This is a genomic window from Candidatus Pelagibacter ubique HTCC8051 (assembly GCF_000472605.1).
In the GTDB taxonomy this organism is placed as follows: Bacteria; Pseudomonadota; Alphaproteobacteria; order Pelagibacterales; family Pelagibacteraceae; genus Pelagibacter; species Pelagibacter communis_B.
This window is the reverse complement of record NZ_KI421440.1, coordinates 1,228,382-1,250,530: the sequence shown is the minus strand read 5'-3', so window position 1 is coordinate 1,250,530 and position 22,149 is coordinate 1,228,382. Positions and strand designations below refer to the sequence as shown.

At 27.5% G+C, this 22,149-nt stretch carries 21 protein-coding genes and 2 tRNA genes; 10 read left to right on the top strand and 13 right to left on the bottom strand.

Going from position 1 to position 22,149, the window contains the following annotated elements; genetic code table 11:
* The first annotated feature begins 169 nt into the window (after positions 1 to 169).
* Positions 170 to 1,594 (top strand): chromosomal replication initiator protein DnaA, encoded by a 1,425-nt coding sequence (dnaA, locus tag F754_RS0106725; RefSeq protein WP_023649149.1) that lies wholly within the window; start codon positions 170 to 172, stop codon positions 1,592 to 1,594.
* Positions 1,584 to 2,696 carry a DNA polymerase III subunit beta gene (gene dnaN / locus F754_RS0106720; protein WP_023649148.1) on the top strand — a complete coding sequence of 371 codons (1,113 nt, stop codon included), beginning with the start codon at positions 1,584 to 1,586 and terminating at the stop codon, positions 2,694 to 2,696. The genes dnaA and dnaN overlap by 11 nt, the downstream gene beginning before the upstream one ends.
* Here the strand turns inward: dnaN and F754_RS0106715 are convergent.
* The 3 genes from F754_RS0106715 to argH all read right to left on the bottom strand — a co-directional run bounded on the left by F754_RS0106715 (position 2,693) and on the right by argH (position 6,140).
* Positions 2,693 to 3,394, bottom strand: a complete 702-nt coding sequence (locus F754_RS0106715; protein ID WP_023649147.1) for a 1-acyl-sn-glycerol-3-phosphate acyltransferase — start codon at positions 3,392 to 3,394, stop codon at positions 2,693 to 2,695. The two genes, dnaN and F754_RS0106715, sit on opposite strands and share 4 nt — an antisense overlap.
* Positions 3,395 to 3,406: 12 nt before the next feature.
* Positions 3,407 to 4,621, bottom strand: coding sequence for a diaminopimelate decarboxylase (lysA, locus tag F754_RS0106710; RefSeq protein ID WP_023649146.1), 1,215 nt, complete (start codon positions 4,619 to 4,621; stop codon positions 3,407 to 3,409).
* Between the two features lie 127 nt (positions 4,622 to 4,748).
* On the bottom strand, positions 4,749 to 6,140 hold the full coding sequence (argH, locus tag F754_RS0106700; RefSeq protein WP_023649144.1) for an argininosuccinate lyase: 1,392 nt from the start codon (positions 6,138 to 6,140) through the stop codon (positions 4,749 to 4,751).
* A gap of 24 nt (positions 6,141 to 6,164) precedes the next feature.
* Here argH and F754_RS0106695 point away from each other — a divergent pair, with 24 nt between their 5' ends.
* The gene (locus F754_RS0106695; protein WP_023649143.1) at positions 6,165 to 6,674 is read left to right on the top strand and encodes a TlpA family protein disulfide reductase; all 510 of its coding nucleotides are present in this window, start codon (positions 6,165 to 6,167) and stop codon (positions 6,672 to 6,674) included.
* Here the strand turns inward: F754_RS0106695 and F754_RS0106690 are convergent.
* Entirely contained in the window at positions 6,671 to 6,874 is a 204-nt protein-coding gene (locus F754_RS0106690; protein ID WP_023649142.1) for a twin transmembrane helix small protein, read from the bottom strand. The two genes, F754_RS0106695 and F754_RS0106690, sit on opposite strands and share 4 nt — an antisense overlap.
* A gap of 49 nt (positions 6,875 to 6,923) precedes the next feature.
* Here F754_RS0106690 and F754_RS0106685 point away from each other — a divergent pair, with 49 nt between their 5' ends.
* Together F754_RS0106685 and F754_RS0106680 are read left to right on the top strand one after the other, a co-directional pair.
* On the top strand, positions 6,924 to 7,574 hold the full coding sequence (locus F754_RS0106685) for a serine esterase (RefSeq protein ID WP_023649141.1): 651 nt from the start codon (positions 6,924 to 6,926) through the stop codon (positions 7,572 to 7,574).
* A gap of 47 nt (positions 7,575 to 7,621) precedes the next feature.
* The gene (locus F754_RS0106680; RefSeq protein ID WP_023649140.1) at positions 7,622 to 8,191 is read left to right on the top strand and encodes an HNH endonuclease; all 570 of its coding nucleotides are present in this window, start codon (positions 7,622 to 7,624) and stop codon (positions 8,189 to 8,191) included.
* On the opposite strand, the gene F754_RS0106675 is transcribed toward F754_RS0106680, so the two are convergent.
* From F754_RS0106675 to F754_RS0106665, 3 genes are read right to left on the bottom strand one after another with little or no spacing between them, the layout of a single operon-like run.
* Complete coding sequence (locus F754_RS0106675; protein ID WP_023649139.1) at positions 8,188 to 8,721, bottom strand: demethoxyubiquinone hydroxylase family protein; 534 nt, start codon at positions 8,719 to 8,721, stop codon at positions 8,188 to 8,190. The genes F754_RS0106680 and F754_RS0106675 overlap by 4 nt on opposite strands.
* Positions 8,708 to 9,190 carry a disulfide bond formation protein B gene (locus tag F754_RS0106670; RefSeq protein ID WP_023649138.1) on the bottom strand — a complete coding sequence of 161 codons (483 nt, stop codon included), beginning with the start codon at positions 9,188 to 9,190 and terminating at the stop codon, positions 8,708 to 8,710. The genes F754_RS0106675 and F754_RS0106670 overlap by 14 nt, the downstream gene beginning before the upstream one ends.
* Positions 9,183 to 9,788 (bottom strand): DedA family protein, encoded by a 606-nt coding sequence (locus tag F754_RS0106665; RefSeq protein WP_023649137.1) that lies wholly within the window; start codon positions 9,786 to 9,788, stop codon positions 9,183 to 9,185. Before F754_RS0106665 ends, F754_RS0106670 begins: the two co-directional genes overlap by 8 nt.
* 61 nt (positions 9,789 to 9,849) lie before the next feature.
* Here F754_RS0106665 and F754_RS0106660 point away from each other — a divergent pair.
* Positions 9,850 to 9,934 (top strand) — tRNA-Leu (locus F754_RS0106660).
* Positions 9,935 to 9,941: 7 nt separating this feature from the next.
* The gene (locus F754_RS0106655) at positions 9,942 to 11,678 is read left to right on the top strand and encodes a long-chain fatty acid--CoA ligase (protein WP_023649136.1); all 1,737 of its coding nucleotides are present in this window, start codon (positions 9,942 to 9,944) and stop codon (positions 11,676 to 11,678) included.
* Between the two features lie 366 nt (positions 11,679 to 12,044).
* Here F754_RS0106655 and F754_RS0106645 read toward each other — a convergent pair whose 3' ends face one another.
* Genes F754_RS0106645 through F754_RS0106630 form a run of 4 tightly spaced genes read right to left on the bottom strand, consistent with a single transcriptional unit; the run spans position 12,045 to position 16,132 of the window.
* The gene (locus tag F754_RS0106645) at positions 12,045 to 12,965 is read right to left on the bottom strand and encodes a CarD family transcriptional regulator (RefSeq protein ID WP_023649134.1); all 921 of its coding nucleotides are present in this window, start codon (positions 12,963 to 12,965) and stop codon (positions 12,045 to 12,047) included.
* On the bottom strand, positions 12,907 to 13,233 hold the full coding sequence (locus F754_RS0106640) for a ferredoxin family protein (RefSeq protein ID WP_023649133.1): 327 nt from the start codon (positions 13,231 to 13,233) through the stop codon (positions 12,907 to 12,909). The genes F754_RS0106645 and F754_RS0106640 overlap by 59 nt, the downstream gene beginning before the upstream one ends.
* On the bottom strand, positions 13,233 to 13,643 hold the full coding sequence (locus tag F754_RS0106635) for a TerB family tellurite resistance protein (protein WP_023649132.1): 411 nt from the start codon (positions 13,641 to 13,643) through the stop codon (positions 13,233 to 13,235). Before F754_RS0106635 ends, F754_RS0106640 begins: the two co-directional genes overlap by 1 nt.
* A gap of 5 nt (positions 13,644 to 13,648) precedes the next feature.
* On the bottom strand, positions 13,649 to 16,132 hold the full coding sequence (locus F754_RS0106630; RefSeq protein ID WP_023649131.1) for a helicase: 2,484 nt from the start codon (positions 16,130 to 16,132) through the stop codon (positions 13,649 to 13,651).
* Positions 16,133 to 16,305: 173 nt separating this feature from the next.
* On the opposite strand from F754_RS0106630, the gene F754_RS0106625 reads away from it, so the two are divergent.
* The 3 genes from F754_RS0106625 to F754_RS0106615 all read left to right on the top strand — a co-directional run bounded on the left by F754_RS0106625 (position 16,306) and on the right by F754_RS0106615 (position 21,384).
* A complete protein-coding gene (locus tag F754_RS0106625; protein WP_023649130.1) occupies positions 16,306 to 18,267 on the top strand; it encodes an acetoacetate--CoA ligase in 1,962 nt (653 codons plus the stop codon).
* A gap of 78 nt (positions 18,268 to 18,345) precedes the next feature.
* Positions 18,346 to 19,353 carry a TAXI family TRAP transporter solute-binding subunit gene (locus F754_RS0106620; protein WP_023649129.1) on the top strand — a complete coding sequence of 336 codons (1,008 nt, stop codon included), beginning with the start codon at positions 18,346 to 18,348 and terminating at the stop codon, positions 19,351 to 19,353.
* A gap of 45 nt (positions 19,354 to 19,398) precedes the next feature.
* Entirely contained in the window at positions 19,399 to 21,384 is a 1,986-nt protein-coding gene (locus F754_RS0106615; protein WP_023649128.1) for a TRAP transporter permease, read from the top strand.
* 1 nt (position 21,385) lies between these two features.
* Here the strand turns inward: F754_RS0106615 and F754_RS0106610 are convergent, their stop codons facing one another.
* Positions 21,386 to 21,811 carry a PaaI family thioesterase gene (locus F754_RS0106610; RefSeq protein WP_023649127.1) on the bottom strand — a complete coding sequence of 142 codons (426 nt, stop codon included), beginning with the start codon at positions 21,809 to 21,811 and terminating at the stop codon, positions 21,386 to 21,388.
* A 120-nt stretch (positions 21,812 to 21,931) separates the two neighbouring features.
* A tRNA-Arg gene (locus F754_RS0106605) sits at positions 21,932 to 22,008 on the bottom strand.
* Positions 22,009 to 22,149 lie beyond the last annotated feature (141 nt).

Sequence of the window (22,149 nt, the reverse complement as noted above, 5' to 3'; positions counted from 1 at the left end):
ATTCAATCTGTGTTTGATTCAAAATAAAATTTTGTAAAAAAAATAAAATTAAATTTATTTTAAATCTTAAACTAAATCTACAATCATAGATTTTATTTTTTTTTAAAAAAAAATATTAAATTGTTGCAAATTTTTTTAATTAGTTCTAACTGAGATTCTCCTAAACATTATGAACAAATCTACAAATATTAACAATTTAAATAGTATTAAGTCTGAAAACTTTGATTGGAAATTAGTTCAATCTGAAATGAAAAATAAGTTAGGACAGGATGTTTATGAAAGCTGGCTTAAAAAAATTTCTTATGTTGATGAATTTAACAACTATTTATTATTATCTGTTCCAACAAGGTTTATCAGAGATTGGATTACTTCAAGATATTTAGATCAAATTTTACAAATTATACGTTTATATAAAAAAGACATTATTAGAATTGAGTTTAAGATTGATGATAAAAATACAAATCAAAATTTTGAAAATTTAAATACTAACGAAAAAATACCTGATAATAATGAAAATGTTTCATTTATAAAAGATTCTTATCTTCAATATAATCGAATAGATCCAAATAAAAGATTTGATAATTTTATAACTGGTACTAGTAACAAGCTTGCTTACGAAGCATCATTAAAAGTCTCTGAAAATATATCTCATTACAATCCACTTTACATTTATGGTGGTGTTGGAATGGGTAAGACTCATTTATTAAATTCAATTGGAATTGAGCTCAAAAAAAACAATAAAGTAATGTTTATATCGGCTGAGCGTTTTATGTATCAATTTGTAAAGTCAATTAAAGCTAATGATATGGTTAAGTTTAAAGAATATTTCAGAAATACAGATATTTTATTAATTGATGATATTCAGTTTATAAGTGGTAAAGAGGCAATGCAGGAAGAATTTTTTCACACATTTAATGCATTATTAGATAAAGGCTCACAAATAATTGTATCAGCTGATAGAGCTCCAAATAAACTCTCTAGAATTCAAGATAGAATTAAATCCAGATTTTCTGGTGGTTTAGTGGTTGATATTCAAAAACCAGATCTTGAGCTTAGAAAAAAAATTGTTGAAAAGAAAACTGAAGAACTAAACAATTTATATGTAGATCAATTACATGTATCAAAAGAAATACAAGATTTTATAAGCTCTGAAATTACAGCAAGTGTTAGAGAGTTGGTTGGAGCAATAAACAGAGTGGTATCATTCTCTAGAATCTACAATAAAGTTCCAAATTTAGCTGAAACTAAAGTTGTTTTAAAAGATTTGTTAAATTTAGCTGAAAACAAAGTAACAATAGATTTGATACAAACCACAGTTTGTAAATTTTTTAAAATCAGTAAAAATGAAATGCTATCTTCAAGAAGATCTAGATATTTAGTCAGACCAAGGCAAACTGCTATATATTTAACAAAAATTTTAACATCTAAATCTTTACCAGAAATTGGAAGAGAGTTTTCTAATAGAGACCATACAACCATAATACACTCAGTTAAAACTATCGAGAAAATTAAAGAAAAGGACTCAGAAATGGTGGATAATATTAATAAACTTAAAAATCAGATATTATATAACAATAAAGATAATGAAATTTAATGTAAACCAACAAGACCTTCAACAAGCACTCAATTATTGTCAAGGAGTAATTGAAAAAAGAAGTACACTTCCGATATTGTCTAATATTTTATTAGATGCAAGTAATTCTAAATTAACAATAACAGCTACCGATTTGGATTTAATATTTATTCATCAAATAAATAATGTTGAAGTTCTAGAAGAGGGTAGAACGACAACAACCTCCTCGATTATGTATGACATTATAAGAAAATTTTCATCGGGTAAAAAAATAAATTTATCTTTGACAGATATAAGTAAATTACAAGTTGAGTCTGAAAAATCTATTTTTAATTTAAATTGTATTAGTGCAACAGAGTTTCCGCTCACAGATGAAAACTTTAATCAAAATGAATTTGTAATTAAATCTAAGCAGCTGTTAAAACTATTAAATAAATGTAAATTTTCTGTTTCAAATGATGAAACAAGACATTATTTAAGTGGGATTTATTTTCATCAGACTGCGGTTGAGGATAAAAATCATTTAACTGCTGTGGCAACTGATAGCCACCGAATGTCTATTTCAAAAATAAGATTAGCTCAAAAAATTGATTTTGATCCAATCATATTACCCAAAAAAACTATTTTTCAACTTTGTTCATTATTAGAGAACTATGATGGAGATGTTAAGGTATCTAATATCAAATCAAAAATTAAATTTGAATTAAATAACAGTATTTTAATATCAAAACTTATCGATGGTAAGTTTCCTAATTATATCCAAGTAATACCAAAAAATAATCAAAAAAAACTAGAAATAGATTTAAAATTATTTCTTAACTCTGTTGATAGAGTTGCCTCAGTTTCTCTAGATAAAAAAGATGGGGTAAAGTTTAATTTATCAAAAGACACATTAGATCTTTCGGTTAACAATACAAATAGTGGCGATGGTAAAGAGACATTAAATGTTAAATTTGACCATGATTTAGAAATAAGTTTTAATTCTAGATACTTAATTGATGTTGCTTCACAATTAGATGGTGAAAGAGTTGAGATATTTTTTAATGACACTGGCTCTCCAGCCTTAATTAAAGACCCAGGAGATTTTGATAGTATATTTGTAGTGATGCCTATGAAGGGCTAATTCAAAAGATTAAGTTCTTGATAAATATTATTTTCTAAAATCCTTATGAACTCATCTTTGGAGTAACCTGCTTTTATAGGTTTTAAAATTGAAATAGTTATTATTTTATTATTATTCTTTTGTCCTTTTTTTGGCCAAACATAACCAGAATTAATAGCAACTGGCTGGCAAGAAATTTTTAACTCTTCATAAATTCTTGATGCCCCTTTTTTAAATGGAGGTCTTTCGTTTGGTAAAACCCTTGTACCTTGTGGAAAGATAATTAGCGGTCTGTCTGAATCTTTAATTATTTTAGATATATCTTGAAAAAAACCTAGGTTTTCTTTGGTAACTTTATTTCTTTTAATCGATATTGATCCAATTTTTTTAAGATACCAACCAAAAATTGGAATTAAAAGTAATTCTTTTTTCAAAATAAAAACTGGTGAATTAAAAATAGTTTGAAGATAAAAGGTTTCAAACATTGATTGATGAGAAGCAGCAATAAAGAACTTCTCATTATTTAAAATATTTTCTCTGCCTTTGATTATTATTTTAGTAGATAAAAAAACCTTTAAACAAAAACTTGTCCAATAACCCATTAATTTACCACCAACTAAGACAACTTTTTGAGGAAGGAAAAAAGCAGGTAAAAAGATTAATGAAATTATTATTATTCCAGTAAAAAAGAAAATTGAAAATATAAGGTTTCTAATCATTATTATCAAAAGCTACATCAAATCAGAATGCTTTTGTCTTTTTTTAATAACTCTAATTTTTGATCCTTTGATCAATAGTTCTACTGGTTTAGGTCTTAAATTATAATTTGAACTCAGTGACATTCCATATGCACCAACATCACACATGACAACAATATCTTTTTCATATAATTTTTGAAATTTTTTTAATGAAGTAAATTTATCTGTACTTTCGCAAATAGGGCCTACAAATTCATATGTTTTTTTTGAAATTCGACTTCTTTTTATTGATGGTAATGTTTTATGATTAGCTCCATATAAAGCTGGTCTCATCAAGTCATTCATTGCCGCGTCTAGTATAATAAAATTTTTTTTTTCATTTTCTTTTATATAAATAACTTTAGAAATTAAATAACCTACATCTCCAACTATGGATCTTCCTGGTTCAAAAATTATTTTTGTTGAATGTCTTTTTAAAAATTTTTTAATAGCAATATTATATTTTCTATAATTAAGTTTTTTACTACCTTTCTCGTAGGAAATTCCCATCCCTCCACCTATATCAATAAACTTAAATTTGTGTTTAGTTTTAACAATTATTTTATCAACTACATTAAGCATTTTTTCATAAGGCTTGTGGTCTAATATTTGACTTCCAATATGAACGCTTAAACATTCTAAATTAATATTTTTTGAATTTTGGCAATAGCTTATAAGTTTTAAAAACTCTTTTTCATTTACGCCAAATTTATTTTCTTTTTTACCTGTTGAAATTTGGCTTAAAGTTTTTGCATCTGTATTAGGATTTAATCTAATACCAATTTGTACTTTCTTTTTTTTTATCTTAGCTATTCTATCAATTTCATTTATTTCACTCTTAGACTCTGCGTTTATTAATAATATTTTTTTATCAATAGCATAACTAATTTCTTTCGACGTTTTACCCACACCTGAAAAAACAATTTTTTTTGGATTAATACCAGCCTTGAGAGCCATCATAAGTTCACCCATCGACACTACATCCGCACCCAAACCAAATTTTTGAATTTCTCTTATTAAATTTAGATTTGTATTAGATTTAATTGCAAAACAAATTAAAGGAGAAAAAGATTTAAAATTTTTTTTAAAATCACTAATATTTTTTTTTAATTGGGCGTAAGAATAGCAATAAGTTGGAGTATTAAATTTTCTAGCAATATCCTCTATTTTTACTTTATCAATAATCAGTTTTTTTTTGATATATTTCATTAAGCCTTATTTGTAAGGACTATTATATTTTCAGATTTTTGTTTCGAGTCTCTATATTCTGGATCTCCTTTTTTTCCACAAGAGGCTAGTAAACAACAAATCAGAAAGATAAAGCTAATTTTTTTAATCATTTTTGTTTCTTATATTTTATTATCATTTTTTTGATGTTATCAAAAGATGTTCCTCCATAAGATTTTTTGGAATTTACTGAATTCTTTAAATCAAACACCTTTAAAACATCGCTAGTTAATTTTGTCTCAATTTTTTTTAATTCTTCCAAGCTTAATTCATCGAGTCTCTTTTTTTTCTTTTCAGCTAAATTAACAACAGCAGCTGTTCTTTGATAAGCTTTTCTAAAAGACATTGAATGATTTTTTACAAGATAGTCCGCTAAATCTGTTGCAGTAATATATCCAGAGTTTGCAAGCTGGATCATTTTTTTTTTGTTAGGGCTACAATTTTTTAGTATTTCATCAAAAATTTTAAGACAGTTGATCAAAGTATCATTTGATTTAAAAACAATCTCCTTATCATCTTGAAGATCTTTGAAGTAAGATAAGGGAAGTCCTTTTAAAATTGTAAGCATTGAAAATAAGTTTCCATAGCTACTCCCAGATTTTCCTCTCAAATATTCCAATAAATCAGGATTTTTTTTTTGAGGCATTATTGATGAGCCCGTTACAACTTTATCTGAAAGATTAATTAAATTAAAACCATCTGAGCTCCAAATTATAAGCTCTTCCGCAATTCTTGAAATATGCATTGAACAAACAGAAATACTATATAAAAAATCTAAAACAAAATCTCTATCGGAAACAGTATCTATTGAATTGTTTGTTGGTTTTTTAAAACCAAGTTTTTTGCTTGTGTAATTTCTATCTATATTGAAAGAAGTTCCTGTTAAAGCAGCTACACCCAAAGGATTTTCATCTAAACTATCTAAATTGTTTGTAAATCTTTTTTTATCTCTATTAAACATCTCAACATAAGCCATAAGATAATGAGCAAAAGAAATAGCTTGTGCATTCTTGAGATGTGTAAAACCAGGCATAATGGTATCTATATTTTTTTCTGCTAGTTTTAATGTACTTTTAATTATTTTATCTAAATTTAGATTTATTTCTTTAGTTGCAGATCTTATCCAAATTTTAAAGTCTGTAATTACTTGATCATTTCTAGATCTTGCCGTATGAACATAACCTGCTTCTTCTCCAATTATTTGAAAAAGTCTTTTTTCTATATTCATATGAATATCTTCATATTTTTTGTTGAACTCAAATTTTTTATTAAAAATTTCTTTTTCTATCTTTGTAAGTCCATAGATAATTTTATTTTTAACTTTGAAAGATATTATTTTCTGTTTAAACAGCATCTCAACGTGAGCAATAGAACCCTGAATATCTTCTTTATAAAGTCGTTTATCAATATCAATTGAGTTTCCAACTTTTTGAAATAAAGATGACGCATTTTTTTTTATACGACTGCTCCATATTGCTTGGTTGTTTTTATTTTTTACCATGATATTTAATTATAACTGTTTAACATGAGATTTTTAATATTATTTATTTTTTTAACAACTAATGTTATTGCGAATGATGTATCTGAAATAAAAAATATTGTCATTCATAATGATCTAAAAGTCTACGATAATGTTATTTTTTTAGATAAAAATGATAAAAAAATTAACATAAAAGAATTTAATGGAAATTTACTTTTATTAAATTTTTGGGCAACCTGGTGTGAGCCGTGTAAAGAAGAGATGCCATCGTTAGATAGGCTTCAAATGAATAAAAATTTGGGAAATTTAAAGATTTTTGCAATTAATATTTCCAAAGAAAATAAAAAAAAAGTTGATATTTTTTTCAAAGATTTAAATATTGAAAATTTTGATCCATATTTTGATGCACCAAAAACTCTTGCAAAAACATTTTCTTTACGGGGTGTTCCAACTTCAATACTTATAGATAAAAATGGAAAAGAGTTTGCAAGAATTATGGGATCAATAGATTTTGATGATAAAATATTTATAAACTGGCTTAAAACTTATAATTAGTTTTTAAAAAAATAAGCAAATCCAATTAGAACGAGTATTGCTACAAATTGCAGAAGGACTCTTAGCTGCATTAATTTATTTGAATATTTTTTGCTGGTCTCACCTCCTTTAAAAAGAGTTCCAATTCCCAAAATTAAAACAACTCCTACTGCTATTAGGAGAACTATAGAGAGGATTTTAACAAAAATTCCTGATATCATATAAATACTGTAAATTGTTTTATAAAATAAAAAACAAAATTAATTAACTATGACATTTTGCCTAGATTCAATAATAATTAAGCCTGAAGAAGGTATAGAGATAAAACAGGCTGTTATTTTGCTTCATGGATATGGAGGTGATGGTAAAGACATAAGTATGTTAACTTTAAACTGGAAAAGGCATATGCCAAATACAGTTTTTATTTGTCCAAATGGACATGAGACTTGCCCTATAAATCCATCAGGATTCCAATGGTTTGATCTTACTAAAGATGACACAGATTATGTGCTTGATCAATCAATTAAGGCTGAGAAAAAGATTAAAGTATTTATTAATGAAATTAAGCAAGAATTTAATTTAAAAAATAATCAGATATGTCTATCAGGTTTTAGCCAAGGTTGTATGATATCATTGAATGTTGGATTAACATCTGAAGAAAAATTTTTATGTATTGTAGGATTTTCTGGAAAAATAATTGATCAAAATAATTTAAAATCAAGAATAAAAAATTCTACTGATACTTTATTGATTCATGGTGACGCAGATCAAGTTGTACCATCAACATATCTTTTAGAAGCAAAAGATTTTTTAATTAGAAATAATGTTGGTGTAGAAACACTTTTGATAAAGAATTGTGATCATCATATTCCTATAGAAGCTTCAAGTACAGCCCTTAATTATATTTTAAAAAAAAATTAACGCCTCTTATTATTGATAAAATTGTTTAAGTAAGTTAAAAATACTTAATGAATAATTTTATCGAACAAGATGTTTCATTAGAAAAGTGTCCAGCTTTAGTTCTTAATGCTGACTATAGACCATTAAGCTATTATCCTTTATCTCTATGGTCATGGCAGGATACTGTAAAATCTGTTTTTTTAGATAGGGTGATAATTGTAAGTAATTATGACAGGGTTATAAGAAGTCCTTCATTTAATATGCAATTACCAAGTGTCATTGCATTGAAAGATTATATAATTCCGCAGACAAGGCCTAGCTTTACAAGATTTAATGTTTTTTTGAGAGATAAGTTTTCATGTCAATATTGTGGGAGTAGTGAGGAACTGACTTTCGATCATCTGTTACCAAGATCAAAAGGTGGAGAAACTAATTGGGATAATGTCGTAACGGCATGCTCTGCATGTAATGTAAAAAAGGGCGGTAAATTATTAAAAAACTCAGATATGAAGCTTAACCAACATCCTTATCGTCCATCAACCGAGGATTTGCATAAAAATGGTAAAAATTTTCCTCCTAATTATTTACATAAAAGCTGGATGGATTATCTATACTGGGATGTTGAATTAGAAGCCTAGATTTTTTCAGAGATATTTATTGCAATTTTTGAACCTGTTTTAATAATTTTGTCCAATAATAAGTAGGGACCTTTTTTTGTAGCACCTTTATCGTAAGCAATATTTTTATGATCTATTTCATCTTGTCTAAATTTTGTAATCTTTTTTTTTAAGTCTTTTTCTCTAACATCAAGTTGATTAATTTGATTTAAATAATGTTTATCTATAACTTCTTCAACAGAAGCAGTACAAAGCATAGCAGCTTTTTTTCCCAATAATGTTGAACCAAACCCTAAGCCAACACCCATCAAATCCCACAAGGGTAAAAATTTTGTTGGTTGGATATTTCTTTTTTTAATTTCATTTTCAAAATATTCAGAATGTTCTTTTTCATGTTCTTTCATTTCTTCAATTATTTTTTTAAGATTTTCATCTTTTACGAAAGTATTTAACGCTAATAACTGTCCCTCATAAATTTTAATAGCACCGCGTTCTCCAGCATGATCAACTCTAATAAATTCCTCTACTCTTTTTTTATTAATTTTTGTCATAATTAAAATAAATTTTTCCAGCACTAACAGTAATTAGTAAAGTTATTAAAATATTATAGCTTGTAAGCGATAATCCAAAAATTTTAAATGTTACATCTTTGCAGTTAACACTTTTTTCTTGTAATTGCTTTAAAATTTCCTCTTTTGATAATAAATTTGATCCATTTTTTAGATCACAAACTAATGACTCTTGAATAAAACCCTGCTCAATACCCAAGTGATATAGCGATAGAATAGTTCCTGCCAAAAATATGATTGCGAGCAAAAGCATAAAAAATCTCTCAAATTGAATAAATTTATAATTAAGTAAAACTACTATTATTGCTAAGAAGTATGGAATTCTTTCTAAAACACAAAGATTACAAGGTTGATGTCCAAGAATATATTCAATAAAAAATGCAGACACTAAAGCAATAATGCTGACTAAAAAAATAAATTTTATTACTAAATTGTTACTATTTTTAATCATTAAATTTTAAAATCAAATATACAAATACAAATATTATAACTATTAAAATTCCAATAACAGTAAACCATTTTGATCCATGATTATTCATATATTTAGTAAATAATTCTCCAAATTTATAAGATAAAAATGCAACAATAAAAAATCTAAGGCTTCTTGAAATTAAACTAACAACTATAAAAACAGGCAGACTAAAAGCAATTAAACCACTAGCTATTGTAAAAGCTTTATAGGGCAAAGGTGTAAAGCCTGCTAAGAAAAGTATACTTAACCAAGCTAGAAAGCCATTTCCCTGTGACATATTTAGTTTTAAATCTTTAACCTTATCTTCATAATTATAAAACTCGATAACATACATTGCAAAATCAAAAAATAGGTAGCCAATTAGATATCCTAAAATACCTCCTAAAACTGAAAATATAGATGCTATTAAAAATATTTTAATAAACTCTTTTTTTTTAGCAATAACCATTGGAATTATCATTACATCTGGTGGTATTGGAAAAAATGAACTTTCAATAAAAGATACAAGACCTAAATAAAAATTTGAACTTTTATGAGCAGCTAGATTTAAACATTTTTTGTAAAGTGTTTGAAACATTTTTTGGTTTTAATATAAATTTAGTTCTTATACTATTTAAATATATTTAATTGAATATAATGGGCGAATGGCGGAACTGGTAGACGCGCACGACTCAAAATCGTGTTTCGCAAGAAGTGAGAGTTCGATTCTCTCTTCGCCCACCAAAAAAATATGAATTTAGATAATTTAAACAACTTAATCGAATTATTTTCTCACCAAGTAGAAAAACAAAATAAAAAAAGCATTTTTTTACAATGGTTAAATCCAAATAATAAAAAAGCATATACTTGGGAGGAAACACAAAAAAATATTTTAAATCTATCTAAAATAATTAAAGAATACATAAAAGAAGGCGATAGATGCCTCTTGGTTTCAGAAAACAGACCAGAATGGTTTGTCTCAGATATGGCAATAATGTTATCTGGTGGAATTACTGTTCCTGCTTATACTACATATACAGAAGAGGATTATAAATACTTAATTGAAGATTGTGAACCTAGCCTAATCATAGTTTCGAACAATGAGATGCTAAAAAAATTAAGTAATACAATTAATGAAAAAGAATTTATTAAAAAAGTCATAACATTAGATGAAGTTAATAAAGTAATTAATAATATAGATATAATTAACAAAAATAAGTATCTAGACTTTAATACCATATTAAAAAATAAATTATTAGAAGAAGATAAAATTCAAAATAAAAAATTAAAAAGAACTTCCCCTGCTTGTATAATTTATACATCTGGAACTGGTGGAAATCCAAAGGGAGTAATTTTAAGTCATGGTGGAATTTTAAACAATCTTGTAGGAGCTTGTGAAATTATGAAACCATTGTTTAATTCTAGACCAGTATTCTTAACCTGGCTTCCTCTATCCCATTCATATGAACACTGTGTACAATTTGCACAGATTGCTGTGGGAGCAAAAGTATTTTATGCAGAAAAAATAGAAAAACTATTAGAAAATATATCTGAAGCAAAACCAACAATTATGACAGCTGTTCCTAGATTTTATCAAAATCTTTATAACAAAATTAATATCAATTTAAAAAAACAAACTGGTTTTAAAGCAAAACTAATTGAAGCAACTTTACGATTGGGTAAGAAAAAATTATTAAATCAAAAAATGACTTTTTCTGAAAAATTACTTAATTTGATGGTTGAGATATTAGTTAGAAAAAAAATAAAAAAACAGTTTGGAGGAAATTTAAAAGCTTTTGTTTCTGGTGGAGGTGCATTAGATCAAGAAATAGGAGAATTTTTAAATTCTGTAGGACTTCCTACACTTCAAGGTTATGGACTAACAGAAACGTCGCCGGTAGTAAGTTGTAACCCCATACACAAAATAAAAGTAGAGACTGTTGGACCGCCTTTTAGAGGAAACCAAGTTAAAATTGCTGATGATGGTGAAATTTTAGTCAAAGGTGAAAATGTAATGCTGGGATATTGGAATAAGAAAGAAGAGACTAACAAGGCAATTATTGATGGATGGCTTTATACAGGTGATATAGGAGAAATAGACTCAGAGGATGGTTATTTAAAAATCACTGATAGAAAAAAAGATATTATTGTAAGTGCAGGTGGAGATAATATTTCACCAGCTAAAATTGAAAATATGATTACAAATGAGCCAGAAATTGACCAATGTATGGTTTATGGAGATAAAAAAAATTATTTAGTTGCTTTAATAGTACCTAGTAAAGAATTTTTAAAAGAAAAAGAAAAAGAAAAAATTAATAATGTAATTGAAAAAATAAATAAAAAATTAACTTTATTAGAAAAAATAAAAAAAATTCAATTAATAGAAGAAAATTTTTCTATAGAAAATGGTTTAATGACTCCCACAATGAAAGTGAAAAGAAAAAAAGTTACTGAAAAATATAAAAATCTATTAGAAAAACTTTATTAAGTTGTATTTAAAAATTTGATTATTATCCGCATAAACATTAACTAAATTAATAAAAAAAATTTAATAAAAAACAAAAATAAAAAAAAATTTTTATAAATTTACTTTTTAATTAAAGAATTGACATAACTTGTATAAAAAAATAAAAATATGTTAATAGCGAATCAACTTGATTCGTTTAACTTAAACAGGGAGCTAAAGATGCCTAAGAAAAGAAAAAAAGCTGCTAAAAAAACTAAGAAAAAAGCAGCAAAGAAAACTAAGAAAAAAGCTAAAAAGGCTAAAAAGGCTAAAAGAAGAAAAAGATAGTAATTTACTAGTCTTAACTAAAAACGCTTCTCATTACATATTGTATGAGAGGCGTTTTTTTTATTCATCTAAATTTTCGTCAGAATCAGTAATAGGCTCTTCAACAGGCAATTCTGATGTAGAAGATTTTGGAGCAGAAGTTATTGGTTGAGCTTGGCCACCTAAATTTCTTTTTAAAGCTTTATCTAGTTTCTTTTGTGTGTCCTCTAAAGATACATTCAACACAATTTGGAACTCAGATAAGATTCTTTCATATGCTTTTTCAAACAATTGTCTCTCACTATAAGACTGATCAACCATAAGATCATCTCCTTTATTCAAATCTCTCACTACTTCTGCTAGTTCATAAATTTTACCTGAAGAGATCTTTGCTTCGTATTCTTGTGCTCTTCTACTCCACATAGATCTTTTAATTTTTGGTTTACTTTTCAAAATAGAGATACATTTATTCACTTGGTTGATTGTTGCTAAAGGTCTTAAATGAGATTGTTTATTCACAGGTACCATTCCATTAGCTTTATCTTTTTCAAACTTGATAACATATGTTTCAACATCAATACCACCTATGTTTATTTTTTTAAACTCAGTAATCTGACCAACTCCATGCTTCGGATAAACAACATAATCTTTTATTTTGTACTCTCTTTTTTCAGTTTCTTGTTTTTTGACTTTCTTGATTTCTGGTTTTATTTCGTTACTTTTAGAAATTCTTAAGTTATCAACTTTTGTCTCTTCTTTAGAAGTAGAAGCTTTTGCTGTTTTCTTTATTTTAATTGGTTTAGAGATAATCTTTTTACTAATTACTTTGGATTTTGTTTTATCAACTTTTTTAATTTTTTTAGTTTTTTCCTTTATTGATTTTTTAATTTTACTAACTTTTTTTACAGAAACTTTTTTTTTTACTTTTTTTTCAGGTTTTGATTTAAAGATTTTCTTTAAAATATTTTTCGTACTTATTTTGCTCATTTTTAAATTTTTCATGATCCGTAGGAGGATCTTTTTTTTCACTTATATTAGGCCAGATTTCTGAATATTTTTTATTGATTTCTAACCATTGTTCACTTCCAGGTTCAGTGTCTGCTTTGATAGCATCCACTGGGCATTCAGGCTCGCAAACGCCACAATCTATACACTCATCAGGTTTAATTACAAGCATATTTTTGCCTTCATAAAAACAATCTACTGGACACACATCAACGCAGTCAGTCAATTTACACTTAATGCATTTATCGTTAACTATATAAGTCATTATAATTTTTTTTTAATTCTATCTTTAATATCGCCCATCGTTGAGCTGTCAATGTAAAGTAAACCCGCTAAACGTCTCATCAAATTTGTTTCATATATATCAGCTTCATTATTTGAATAAATAATAGACCATAATGCTTCTATAATTTTAATTTTTTCGGACTCAGATAAATTTTTTACTTCTTTTGTAAAATCTAAAATTTGATTTGAGTTTTCTTCAATTGATTTAGCATCCTTAATAGTATGAGAAATTGTTTCTTTTTTAGCACCTAATTCCAAGAGAGTTTTTTTAATAATTTCTTCTTCGTTTTCAGTATAATTTTGATCAATTTTTGCTGCATGAATCAATAACGCACATGTTTTAACTAAAAAGGGATTTTTGGTTTTAGTTGAACTTTTTTTAAAAAACATAAGGTTTAATCAAGATTTAAATTTTTTAAAATCTTAAATGGATTTTCATTTGAAACTTTTTTTATTGAATTTTTTTTAAATTTTTTAATTGGGTTATATTTAAAATAAGTTTCATCTTCTTTATCAAATATTTTATAATTCATTTTTTGTAAAAGTTTTTTGAAATTATCTTTACTGCAGCCTAATAAGTTTAGCATTTCTGGTATTATTTTAACTTCTTTATTTTCTTTTGAATTTGTTGAGTTTATGATTACCATAAATAATCTCTCCAAGATGTCTATTCTTACAAAAAAATTATCGAATTTTTCAAACCCACATAAAAGCATGAAATTTTTATTTTTATTTTCTTTGTCATCTAAAAAATTTAAGCCAAATATTGGCAGTTTAATATTATAATATTTTTGATGATAATTTTTCCATAGTAATGTTCTTAATGACACAGCTTCTGGTTTGATTAGCTGATACAAAAATACATGATATCTTCCAAATTTTACTCCTAAGTCTCTTAAAATTTTTCTTTCATTTTGGCCAAGAGATTTTAGATATTCAGATACCTGTTCTCTTTTTAAAACACCATTATTTTCATAAAGTTGATATGCCAAAGCTTTGATTGATGAATTTTTATCTTTAAGATTTTTTAGATCAACTAAACTTTTAAGAACTAAATTAATTTTATCTTGTAGCCATTTACCAATGAATTCACTAAGCTTCTGTTTTTGAATAGGTTCAATAATATCATCAACTATTAGTTCAAAATTTGGATTTAAATAATCATGACCAGAATATAATTTAGCAATAGGGAAGTTATTCCAATAAATTTTAAAATCATTATTTAATTCAATTATCCCTGTATCAATAATAACTTGAATTCTTTTTTCTAATTCTGGCCCAATAGTTTGTCTTGCTGCTTTTCTTAATGACTTAGTATCTGTCTCCAAGGCACCTTTTTTTAAATCTAGTGCTAATTTAAGCCCATTTATTTTACCAATAAATTGTTCATCTATCAGCACATCATTGTTTTCAAGTATTTTTGTTTTGAATTCCATATCCTGTTTCAGGCCCCTTGCTAAAACACTTGCCCTTTTATCAATAAATGTTTTGGTAAGTTCTTCATGAAGTCTGTCTGATAGTCTATCTTCTAGATGTTTAGTTTTTTCAATCCAATAGTCTTGATTTTCTGTCCAATTATTTTTATTTGAAACATAAGACCAAGTTCTAACATTTGCAATTCTATTTGATAAAGAATCCACATTTCCCTCTAATTTATCAAGTTTTATCAACTGTAATCTCATAAATTCATCTGTAATTTGGTGTTTTCCACTACTTAAATATTTAAAAACATTTCCAATAACTTCATAGTGATTTCCGTACGTTTTTTTTACAAAGTCAGGTATCTGACAACATTCCCATAAAAGACTAAGTAATTTTTTGTTAAAATCTAAATTTATAAAACTTTTATCTTTTAAAAAATACTTAAGAGCTTTTTCATCTTCACATTCGTGTATTTTACGTAACCAACCCATCTTTGGTTTTTCCTCTAAAGACTTGATCAAACTGAGAGGATTATTAAAATTTAAATCGGAGTTTCTCCAAAATAAAGTTTTAATTTCTTCAAATTTGTGTCCTTCTATTAGTTCTACATCTTCAGCTGTGATTTCTTTACAATCACCCGTAATACCAAAACTTCCATCATTTAAATATCTTCCAGCTCTTCCAGCAATTTGTCCTATTTCAGATAAATTTAATTTTCTTAATTTTTTTCCATCGAATTTTTTTAGGTTAGAGAAAAAAACATAATCTAAGTCCATATTTATACCCATTCCTATAGCATCAGTTGCTACTAAAAAGTCAACATCACCGGATTGATAAAGTTCTACTTGAGAGTTTCTTGTTTTTGGGCTTAGTGATCCCATTACAATCGCTGCACCACCCTTTTGTCTTCTAATTAATTCAGCTATTGCATAAACTTCTTCTGCTGAAAAAGCTATTATTGCAGTTTTTCTATTAATTCTTGAAATTTTTTTATGACCTGTATATGTTAATTTTGATAATCTTTCTCTATTTATAAATTCTATGTCACCGTCTAATTTTGAAATTATATTTTTGATAGTATTAGAACCCATAAGCATTGTAAGTTTTTCACCTCTCATTTTTAAAAGTCTATCCGTAAAAATGTGACCTCTTTCATGATCAGCACACATTTGAATTTCATCAACACCAACAAAATCTAAATGCTTATCAATTGGCATAGATTCTACTGTGCATAAAAAGTATTTAGCATTGTTTGGAATAATTTTTTCCTCACCTGTTATTAAGGCAACTTTATCTACACTAATCTTTTTTATTACTTTGTCGTAAACTTCTCTGGCCAACAATCTTAGAGGAAAGCCTATCATGCCTGAGTCAAATGAAAGCATTGTTTCAATAGCAAGGTGAGTTTTTCCTGTATTTGTGGGTCCAAGAACAGCAGTAATTTTGTGTTTAATCATTTCTACCTTTGGTATACCTTTTTTTTTACCTACCAGATATTGTTGGTGTTAAAGAACAAAAATAGACTAAAACATGACCGAATCGGAGAGTAAAAAGTTCTCATTTTGCTTATAAACTATAGTTAGATTAGCATAAATAAGATTAATTCTATAATAGTAATTTAAAAAAAGAAATGACCAAAAAACTTTGGCAAGCATCTATAAATCAGAAAAAAAATTCAAATCTATTTAAATTTGAAAATTATATTTCAAAAAAATTTGATAAAAAATTTAATAACGATTTTCAAAAAATTTTAAATTGGAGCATTAAAAACTCCTCAGAATTTTGGAGTTCTTTTTGGGATTTTACTAAAATTAATGGAGTAAAAAGTAATAAAAAAATTAGAAAATCAAAGATATTTTATAAAAATTTATTTTTACCTGGGAGTAAATTGAATTTTGCTAATAATTTATTGGCAAAAAATGATAAAAAAAAAGCAGCTACTTTTATTAGCGAAAATGGTTTTAGAGAAGAGAGAAGTTGGGAAAAATTAAATCAAAACACTAATAAATTAGTGCAGTTTTTAAAAAATAATAAAATTTATCCCAAAGATAGAGTTGCAGCTTATATGCCTAATACAATTGAAACTGTAGAGGCTTTTATGTCTACTTCTGCGATTGGTGCTATATGGTCTTCTTGCTCTCCCGATTTTGGAGTTAAAGGTGTAATTGAAAGATTCTCTCAAATTAGCCCAAAAATATTATTTATAACAGATCAATATTTTTATAATGGAAAAAAAATAAATATCATAGATAGACTTCCAGAGATTTTAAAGGCAATTCCATCTATTAAAAATGTTGTAATTACAAGCTACCCTGGAAAGAGTTTTTTAAAAAAGAAAAAAACAATAGATAATGTCAAGGTAACTAAATGGGTAGAATTGATGAAAATAAATACTAAAGACATTTCTTACCCCAATTTTGATTTTGAACATGAGCTTGCTATACTTTATTCAAGTGGAACTACCGGTAAACCAAAATGCATTTGTCATAGAGCTGGTGGCGTATTAATTCAGCACAAAAAAGAACATCAATTACATTGTGATATTAAAGAAAATGACAATGTTTTTTACTTTACGACTTGTGGTTGGATGATGTGGAATTGGTTAGTAAGCTCATTAGCTTCTAAAGCTTCAATTGTCTTATTTGACGGATCTCCAATGTATAAAAAAGATGATCTATTATTAAAAATTGCTAATAAAGAAAAAATTACATTATTAGGTGTAAGCGCAAAATATATTGATGCGCTTCGTAAATTTAAGCCGACGCTAAAATACAAATACAAACTTAATAAATTAAAAACAATCTGTTCTACAGGTTCGCCACTTTCTAATGATGGATTTAAATATGTTTACCAAAATATAAAAAAAAATGTTCATTTATCGTCAATTTCAGGTGGTACAGACATAGTGTCATGTTTCGTATTAGGAAATATATACCAACCAGTACATATGGGTGAAATTCAAAATATGGGATTAGCTTTAAATGTTGATATTTTTAATGATAAGGGAAAATCTATTAAAAACAATAAAGGAGAGCTCGTTTGTAAAAATTCTTTTCCATCAATGCCTTTAAAATTTTGGAATGATAAAAAAGACAAAAAGTTTAAAGATGCATATTTCAATCGATTCAATAATACATGGCATCACGGAGATTTTGCCGAAATTAAAAAAACTAGAGGATTTATTATTCATGGAAGATCAGATACCACATTAAATCCAGGTGGTGTAAGACTTGGAACAGCTGAAATTTATTCAGAAGTTGAAAAGTTTAAGGAGATAAAAGAGTCCATAGTTGTGGGACAATCATGGGACAATGATGTGAGAATTATTTTATTTATTGTTATGAATATAAAATTTTCACTTACTGAAGATTTATTAAAAAAAATTAAAATTAAGATAAGAAAAAATGCATCTCCAAGACATGTTCCAAATAAAGTTATTGTAGTAAGGGACATTCCAAGAACTAAAAGTGGCAAAATAGTTGAATTAGCTGTAAAAAATATCATAGAAGGAAATAATATCAAAAACAAAGAAGCTTTAGCAAACCCCAAAGCTTTAGAACAATTTAAGAATTTAAAAGAATTAACTTATTAAGTTAAAAATTTAGATAGACAATGAAAGTTCATTGTTATTAAATATCATTTAATTACTAACCAAATAAATGAGGAGATAATGATTAAAAATTTATTTAAAAACTTTTTGATAATTTTGCTTTTTACTACCGGTATAAGTGGAAAAGCATTTTCTGCAGAAGTTAATTTCTTTACAATAGGTACAGGTGGTACTGCTTATACTTATTATCCAGTTGGAGGAATGATAGCGAATGCAATATCAAAACCACCAGGATCAAGAGAGTGCGGAAAAGGTGGAAGTTGTGGAGTGCCAAATTTAATTGCATCTGCTGTTTCATCCAGAGGATCTGTTGATAATGTTAACGCTATAATTTCAGGCCTTAGAAATTCAGGTTTTGCACAATCTGATGTTGCTTATTGGGCATATACAGGAACTGGAACAATGGAGGGAAAAGCTCCTGCTAAAGATCTAAGAACTATAGCGGCACTTTTTCAAGAACATATTCATCTAATAGCGCTTAAAGATAGCAAAATTAACTCTGTTAAAGACTTAAAAGGAAAAAGGGTTTCATTAGATGAACCTGGTTCAGGTACTTATGTAGATGCTAAACTTATTTTAGAGTCTAATGGTCTAAGCACAGGCGATGTAAAAGCTGAAGCATTAAAAGGTAAAGCAGCTACTGACGCTTTAAGAAATGGTAAAGTAGATGCAATTTTCGTTGTAGCTGGTTTTCCTACAGGGGCAGTTGTTGAATTGGCTTCTTCTGTAGATATTAAATTAGTACCAATTGATGGTGATGGAGCTAAATCACTTACTTCAAAATATGGATTTTTTTCTCAAAGTCCTATTCCTTCAGGAACATACGAAGGAGTTGATGAAGTAAATACTGTAGCAGTAGGAGCACAATGGTTTACCTCTGCAAAAGAAGATAATGAGCTTATTTACCAAATTACAAAAGCTTTATGGAATAAAGAGTCTAGAAAGCTAATGGACGTTGGTCATGCAAAAGGTAAAACTATCACGCCTGAATCTGCTCTTTCTGGAGTAGGTGTGCCTTTGCATCCTGGTGCAGAAAAATTTTATAAAGAAGCCGGTCTTATAAAATAAACTATAATTATATTGCCCTAGATTATAAAGATCTAGGGCACTATCATGTTTGAATTTAATATTTCATCAAAAAAAGTTTCTGAACTAGTAGAAAAGTATGAAGTCAAAACCAATGAAAGAAAACTTAAAAATTTTTTTAAAACTTTTGCATTCTATGCATTAGTTTTAATGTCAGTTTATCATTTTTATGCATCAGGATTTGGAACAGTTAGAGATATTTTGCATAGAGGAATTCATATCTCTTTTGTCGTAAGTTTAGTGTTCATCTTTTATAGCTGGAAAAAAATAGACAAAAATACAAAAGATTTTAAGGTACCTTATCTAGATATTATTTTTTTTATTTTTACTGTTGTAACAGCTTTATATCTACCTTTACTTCCTCCAGAAATTCTAGCTTCTAGAGTAGGAAATCCAACTAGTATGGAGATTTTTATGGGTTCTATTCTAATAATTTTGACCTTAGAGGCTGCAAGAAGATCTATAGGTTTTACTTTACCCTTAATTTGTTTATTTTTTATTTTATTTGCAATTTTTGGTCCATATTTTCCAGGTGCATTAAAGCATGGTGGTGCTAGTTGGGTAGGTTTTGTAAATCATATTTATATAACTAATCAGGGAATTTATGGGATTGCAGTAGGTGTAATGGCACAATATGTTTTTTTATTTATACTTTTCGGTGTTCTTGCAACACGGATTGGGCTTGGGCAACTTTTTATTGATATTGCAATGGTTATTGCTGGAAAATATTCAGGGGGACCTGCAAAAGTTGCAATTTTTTCTTCTGCATTTTTAGGAACTATATCTGGATCTTCTATAGCAAATACAGTTACAACGGGTTCACTAACAATACCTGCAATGAAAAAAGTTGGTTACCCTCCTCATTTTTCAGGAGCAGTCGAAGCTACAGCATCAACTGGTGGACAAATTACCCCTCCAATATTAGGAGCTGCAGCTTTTATAATGGTCGAATATTTAGAGGTTCCTTTGAGAGATATTTTAGCTGCAGCACTTATACCTGCTCTGCTTCATTATTTTGGTATATTTATAATGGTTCATCTTGAGGCTAAAAAGCTTGGTCTTAGAGGTTTGAGAGAAAATGAAGTGCCTAAATTTTTCTCAATTATAAAAGATAATTGGCTTTCATTAGCACCATTAATTTTACTTGTTTATTTAATACTGATTGGTCGAACACCTGATTATGCTGCAGTAAACGCAATTATTGCTTGTGTTGTAATTGGTTTTATAAAAAAAAAAAATAGATTAACTTTTAAAGATTTACTTGAGTGCCTTTCGGTAGGTGCAAAAAATACTCTAGCTGTTGGAGCAGCAGCAGCTTCAATAGGAATAATTGTTGGCGTAGTTACATTAACAGGTGTTGGTTTTAGATTGGGGTATGTTGTAATTCAAACAGCTGGAGATATAGGTGGTTTTTTTTTAAATTTTATTCCATTTAATTTATTTTCTATTGAAGACCTAACACTTTTCTTTTCCTTATTATTAATTGCAATCTCATGTATATTTATGGGAACAGGTGTTCCAACAACTGCAACTTATATTATATTAGTTGCCGTAGCTGCTCCTGCCTTGACTCAATTAAATATAGAACCAATTGTTTCACATTTTTTTGTATTTTATTATGGTGTCTTAGCAGATATAACTCCACCTGTGGCACTTGCAGCATACGCAGCAGCTGGAATTGCTGGATCGAACCCATTTAAAACTGGAAATACAGCTTTTAGATTAGGTATCGCAAAAGCTTTAGTGCCATTTGTATTTGTTTATTCGCCATCATTGTTACTAGTTGCTCAAGGTTTTGATATATATATTTTTTTTGAAACTTTAATCTCTGCAATGATTGGTATTGGACTTATAGGTATTAGTTTTGCAGGCTATTGGTTAAAAACAGTTCCATTATTTCATAGATGGTATTTAGGAATAATATCACTACTATTCATTGCGCCAGGTATCCAATCATCAATGATAGGTTTTTTTCTAGTATTACCAATTTTATTTTTTCAACTTAAAAAATAAACTAGCCACCAGGCCCTAAATTTGAGGGCTTAACTTTTAATATCTTCCAGACACCAGACGCAGATGTAATAATTTTATCATTACATTTCAATTCACAAAATAAAAATACAAGTGTATTTGTTTTTTTTAATATTTTTGTAAATCCAATTATTTCATCACCTATTTTAGATGTCCCAATAAATTTTAAATCTAATGAAATTGTAACACATGGTGAATTTCCACTAGCCCTATGAGCAGCAGTTCCTGCGCCAGCATCGATTAATGCTGACAAATAACCACCGTGAGTTATGCCAGCAGCATTTAAGTGATTTTCATTAATTGTTGATTTAAATTCATACTCTGTTTCAGAAATAGTTTTGAATAAAACACCTCCGTTGTGTTTCATAAATCCAGCTTTAACACTTATTTGTTCAAACTCATTACTCATAGTTTTTTTATAATACAAAAGTTAAGATTAATAAAATTATTAAGACAATTATAAAAAAATATATAACCGATTTTTGCAGAGATGCTTTTAGCAACCAATCTAACATTTATTTACCTCTTTTGGTGGACCGCCCAGAACTCGAATCTGGAGTCTCCCGGTTCGTAGCCGAGCGCCTTATCCAATTTGGCCAGCGGTCCTTATTAATTTAATTTCTAAAATTGACTAAAGTTACTGTATTTTTCAATTTTATTAACAATTTTGTTCAAATAAAATACAGGTTTGCGTAAAAAGCCATATTAATGTGCTAAATTAACATTAAACATACTTTTTTTTAAGTA